The following is a 4,394-nucleotide window of genomic DNA, read 5'->3' on the forward strand; positions in this document are numbered from 1 at the left end:
TGCTTAAGCTGGTAGCTGGTGAACTCCCGGTTGAGCATCGTCAGGTGCGGCAGCACCGTGGGCGAGAAGCCCAGCTCTACGCAGCCCTGGCCCTCGCGGTACTTCACATGGAACACCCAGCGCATGCGCTCGACGATCTTGCCCTTCGAGTAGCGACGGATGTCGCGCTCGAAAAGGCGGCTGGCGGCATCGTCCAGGGCCTCGTAGGCGTGGCGCACGTCCAGGCCGAAAACGTCAGCGAAGGCATCGGCCCGGATGGTCAGGTAGCCGTCCTTGGGTAGCGGCTTGCGTGGATCTATCAGCGACGCAGCGCACAGCACGAGGCGCTTCTCGTTGAGCGTCAGCGTGTGTGACGCCTCGACCAGCCGGTTTGACTGGGTGACCTTGTTATCGACCAGCTCGCTCACTGCAACCCCCTGCACGGAATCTGTACCTGATAGTTGCATAAGGTACAGGTACAGGCAACTGTACCTGTACCTGTCCTGTGGAAAATAGCCGGAATCTGTACCCCATAGAGCCGGAATCTGTACCTCTTAAACCCGGAATCTGTACCTCTTAAACCCGGAATCTGTACCTGATAGGAGGCATAAAACCCTTACAAATCAAGGCTTTGGGGTGTCCGAAAACAAGGTAAAAACAAGAACAACAAGATTTAAAAGCCCCGAGGGGGCAAAAGCAGAGCCGGAATCTCTCCCTGATTCGGCACCTGACCTGTAGGTCTGGCGCCCTTCCAGTCGCTGTGCGCCCTACTGACACCGAGTCCCTACCTGGAGGCCCTGCAAGGGCTGCTTCGCTCCTTCACGGCGCTGCCTTCGGCCTGCGCGCTTCGCTTGCCGGGTGATCAGGAAGCGGGGGGCGAGTCGGCTGGTAGAGCGGAGCGGGGTCAAGGGGTTGGTGCGGCCTGCAGCCCCGAAGGGGCGAAGCCTCGGCCCCTTGACGCCGTGCAGCGACCCCAACCCTCTGCCAGGGGTGTGGGGGGTGCTCTTCCCCCCGCACCCCTGCTGCCCGGCGAGGGACCCCCGGAGGGCCGCCGGAGGCGCTTCTGCGGACTATTGTCCGCGAGTGAGCTGGAGCAGCGTGTCGCTGCCCTTGCCCTCGTCGCCCAGGACGGCGGTGCGCTCGGTCGGGCGGGCCAGGAACTGGCCCATGACGCCGAGCAGTTCATCCAGGGCGAGCCGGCCCTCGCGCACCTCCTGGAGGATGGCCGCGCCGACCAGCACCTTCACCCTGTCCTCGGCCTTCTTCTGGCCTGCCCGCATGCGGGCTTCGGCCTGTTGAATGCGGGCGTTCAGTTGGTCGCGTTTGCGTTTCAAGTCGTCGAGGTTTGCGCTCATCGTTGGGCCTCCCAGGCGGTGCAGTGGTGGAGAGTTTACGCTATCCTGAGGCCGCGCACAGACAGCCCCCCTGGCAAATGAAGGGCGCACTTTAGCAAACTCCGTTTGCGTGCGGCCCCTACGGGGCAAAAGCAAGATCAAGAGCAGGAGCAAAGCGGCGTGGCGATTGGGTCCGCATCAGTCCAGAGCATCAGCAGAAGCGGTGGCCGCTCGGCCACTGCTGCTGCTGCGTATCGGACTGGCACCCAGATCACCGACGAGCGCACCGGCCAAGTCCACGACTACACCCGCAAGGGTGGTGTCGTGGGCGTGGCCATGTACCTGCCGGACGGTGCCCCGGCCATGACCACAGCGCAGCTGTGGAACCAGGCCGAGGCAGTCGAGAACCGGAAGAACTCCCAGGTCGCCCGTGAGCTGCTGGTCGCCCTGCCGCACGAGCTGACCGACGCGCAGCGGCGGGAGCTGGTGGACGGCATCGCCGGGGCGCTCGTCGAGCGCTACGGCGTTGCGGCCGAGGCGGCGATCCACCGACCCGGAAGGGAAGGGGACGAGCGCAACCACCACGCGCACATCATGTTCACCACGCGCCGGATGGACGCAGCCGGCCGGCTGGGCGAGAAGACCCGCGAGCTGGACGTGAAGCCGCGCAGCTCGGCAGAGGTGACGTGGATCAGGGGCATGGTCGAGGAGCGCACCAACCAGGCGCTGGCCCGGGCTGGCGTCGATGCCCGCATCGACATGCGCAGCCTGGCCGCCCAGGGGATCGATGCGCCCAAGCCGGTGCACGAAGGCCCCGCCGTGACGGCCATGCGCCGCCGAGGCGCGCCGTCGAACGTGGTGCAGCTCAGCGACTACGCCCGCCAGGTGCGCAGCGACCGGGCGGAGCTGGGCCGCGTCGAGGCGCAGATCATCGACCTGGAGAAGGCGCGGGCCGCGAGAGCGGCAGCGCCGGCACCGTCCGAGCGTGACCAGGTGATGGCCGAGGCGGTGAAGCAGGCGCGCATCGAGCACCGCGAGCAGCACCACCAGGTGGTGCGTGCGCGGTACGTGCTGCACACGGCCAAGGGTGACCGCGAATACGCGGCAGAGCGGCTGGCCAAGGGCTTGCCCGAGGCCCAGGCCAAGGCGCTGCACGCGCAGCAGCAGGAGGCCGGCCACGCGGCCAAGGCGGTACGCCTGGAGCGCGACGCCGACACCTGGCTTGAGCAGCACCGCATCCGCGCAGCGATCGGCAGCACCGGCCCCGCGGACGAGCTGCGGGCCAAGGCCAAGCACCACGCCGACCAGGCGCGGGCGTGGGCCGAGGCAGCGAAAGCCGCCGAGCAGGAGGCGGCGCGGCTGCGCCATGCCGACAGCGAAGCGGCCAAGGCGCTGGCCCTGGCCGAGCACTCGGTGAAGGCGGTGGAGGCGAAGGTCGAACGCGAGTTCGACCAGGGCATGGAGCCCTACGCCGTGTCGATCCGGGCGGGCCGGGAGTACGACGCCAAGCACAGACCCCGGCAGCAGCTCCAGGAAGGCCCCCAGCAGGCCGAGAAGCAGCGGCAGGGTGGTACGCCCCTGGCTGGGCTGCTGAGCAACCAGCAGCGGCTCCTGGACGGCATACAGCGCATCCAGCAGGCGCGCTGGTACGAGTACGAGCGGGACGGCGAGCGCTACCGGCGCGACACGCCAGAGCCTGACAAGGCGCTGCGCGTGCAGTGGCTGCACGATGGCACTGGCCAGTGGCATGAGCAGCCCCGCGAAACCGTCCTGGAGCACGCCAGGGGCCAGGGCCGTGACCCTGACCCGCCCAGGCATCGCCCTCGCGGGATGGGTGGCCGGTGACGCGGGCCGAGGCAGCACGCCTGGCCAGGGCGTCGCAGGCGCTCACCAGCGGCCCTCAGACGCCGCTGGCGGGCGACCTGGTGCAGCGCTATGTCGCGGGATCGCTCAGCATCGAGCAGGCCATCCAGGAGGCGCGCAGCGCCCTGGATTCCGACTATGGTCGGAAATCCGGGCCGGCGTCCTCCTGACATCAGACGCCTGCCAGGCGGCGAATGAGCCAGCCGCGCAGGCCCGGCGCGTGCGCGGCAGCGACCACCAGGGCGTCAGCCTCTGGCAGCTTCGACGGGCGCTCAGGCGCTGGCGATGTGTCAACTTTCGGTGCAGGTGCAGGTGCCGGCCCCGGCACCGCCTGGGGGCGCTGTAGGCCCGCCAGATCGCGCAGGACGGCCTCCAGGGGCTCACCCCCTGCCGTGCGCTTCGCTATGGCCTTGAGCACGTCCCTGGCGGCCTCTGGGGCCACCACGTTGACCTGTCCTAACCCCTCGGCGGCAGCCTTCTCGCGGTGCTTCTGCACGCGCAGCGCGTTGCGGCTCGCCCTGGTGCGGACGAAGGCCCGGACTTGGCGCAGGCCGCCCTCTTCCAGCTGGTCATCAGTCAGGACGGCAGCCGGGTCGGCCACGCCCTGGGCGCGCTCCGCGTCCTCCAGGTGATCGAACAAATCAGCCATACCCGCCTCCGGTCATTTCTAGATCATTACTAGAAACGACTATAGGCGGAAATCGTCCCGCTGCACAGCGTCTGGGCCGCCGCCCAACGCGCTCTCCAGCCCCTGAGCGTACTCGGTCAGCTGCTCGCCCCAGGCGCGCAGCTCCTCGGCCAGCTCCTGGAGCGCGGCCTCGATCCTGGAGCGTTCCCAGGGGTCGCGTGGCTCAGCCCACGCGGCCACCTCGGTGGCGCGCTCAGCGAGGCGCAGCAGCGCGTCGCGGTCGTTGGTGTTCAGTTGCATGCGGCCTCCAGGTTCAGCGGTAGCTGGTCGTTCTTGGTGATGGTGAAGCTGAAGCCCACGATCTTGCGGCCCTGGCGGCGCGGCTCTGCCGTCACTGCCAGGTCAGTGCCGGCGTTCAGCTCCTTGAGCGCCGGATCGAGCACCCGCACGCGGAGGTTCTTCACGTCCTGGTACTTGTCGCCCAGGTCGAGCATCTGGCGCAGCTGATCGAGGGTGCACTCGCGCTGGCCGAGCTTGAGGAACTGGCTCATGAGCTCGTACAGCCGCACGGCGTAGAAGCTGGACAAGCT

At 68.2% G+C, this 4,394-nt stretch carries 6 protein-coding genes and 1 pseudogene; 2 read left to right on the plus strand and 5 right to left on the minus strand.

Annotated features, from left to right (window positions below; all coding sequences use genetic code 11):
* Together PA6_RS21945 and PA6_RS21950 are read right to left on the minus strand one after the other, a co-directional pair.
* Nucleotides 1-422: RepB family plasmid replication initiator protein (locus tag PA6_RS21945; RefSeq protein WP_255209951.1), on the minus strand; the 422-nt coding region annotated here is incomplete at its 3' end.
* 627 nt (nucleotides 423-1,049) lie between these two features.
* On the minus strand, nucleotides 1,050-1,334 hold the full coding sequence (locus PA6_RS21950; RefSeq protein ID WP_021703162.1) for a hypothetical protein: 285 nt from the start codon (nucleotides 1,332-1,334) through the stop codon (nucleotides 1,050-1,052).
* 159 nt (nucleotides 1,335-1,493) lie between these two features.
* Here PA6_RS21950 and mobQ point away from each other — a divergent pair, with 159 nt between their 5' ends.
* Both mobQ and PA6_RS21960 read left to right on the plus strand, forming a co-directional pair.
* Nucleotides 1,494-3,158 carry a MobQ family relaxase gene (gene mobQ, locus PA6_RS22595; protein ID WP_021703163.1) on the plus strand — a complete coding sequence of 555 codons (1,665 nt, stop codon included), beginning with the start codon at nucleotides 1,494-1,496 and terminating at the stop codon, nucleotides 3,156-3,158.
* Complete coding sequence (locus PA6_RS21960; protein WP_021703164.1) at nucleotides 3,155-3,346, plus strand: hypothetical protein; 192 nt, start codon at nucleotides 3,155-3,157, stop codon at nucleotides 3,344-3,346. The genes mobQ and PA6_RS21960 overlap by 4 nt, the downstream gene beginning before the upstream one ends.
* A 2-nt stretch (nucleotides 3,347-3,348) precedes the next feature.
* On the opposite strand, the gene PA6_RS21965 is transcribed toward PA6_RS21960, so the two are convergent.
* From PA6_RS21965 to PA6_RS21975, 3 genes and pseudogenes are all read right to left on the minus strand, one after another.
* Nucleotides 3,349-3,825, minus strand: a complete 477-nt coding sequence (locus PA6_RS21965; RefSeq protein WP_021703165.1) for a hypothetical protein — start codon at nucleotides 3,823-3,825, stop codon at nucleotides 3,349-3,351.
* Between the two features lie 39 nt (nucleotides 3,826-3,864).
* Nucleotides 3,865-4,104: a hypothetical protein gene (locus PA6_RS21970; RefSeq protein WP_021703166.1), complete on the minus strand. Its 240-nt coding sequence runs from the start codon at nucleotides 4,102-4,104 to the stop codon at nucleotides 3,865-3,867.
* Nucleotides 4,095-4,394 (minus strand): annotated as a pseudogene (locus PA6_RS21975) (replication initiation protein); the annotation flags it as partial. The gene PA6_RS21970 and the pseudogene PA6_RS21975, both read right to left, overlap by 10 nt.

Origin of the sequence: Aquipseudomonas alcaligenes NBRC 14159 (assembly GCF_000467105.1) — a bacterium.
In the GTDB taxonomy this organism is placed as follows: domain Bacteria; phylum Pseudomonadota; class Gammaproteobacteria; order Pseudomonadales; family Pseudomonadaceae; genus Aquipseudomonas; species Aquipseudomonas alcaligenes.

Coding starts and splice junctions, on each gene's coding strand:
- PA6_RS21950 (WP_021703162.1), bottom strand. CDS start 1,334: ATGAGCGCAAACCTCGACGACTTGAAACGCAAACGCGACCAACTGAAC.
- PA6_RS21965 (WP_021703165.1), bottom strand. CDS start 3,825: ATGGCTGATTTGTTCGATCACCTGGAGGACGCGGAGCGCGCCCAGGGC.
- PA6_RS21970 (WP_021703166.1), bottom strand. CDS start 4,104: ATGCAACTGAACACCAACGACCGCGACGCGCTGCTGCGCCTCGCTGAG.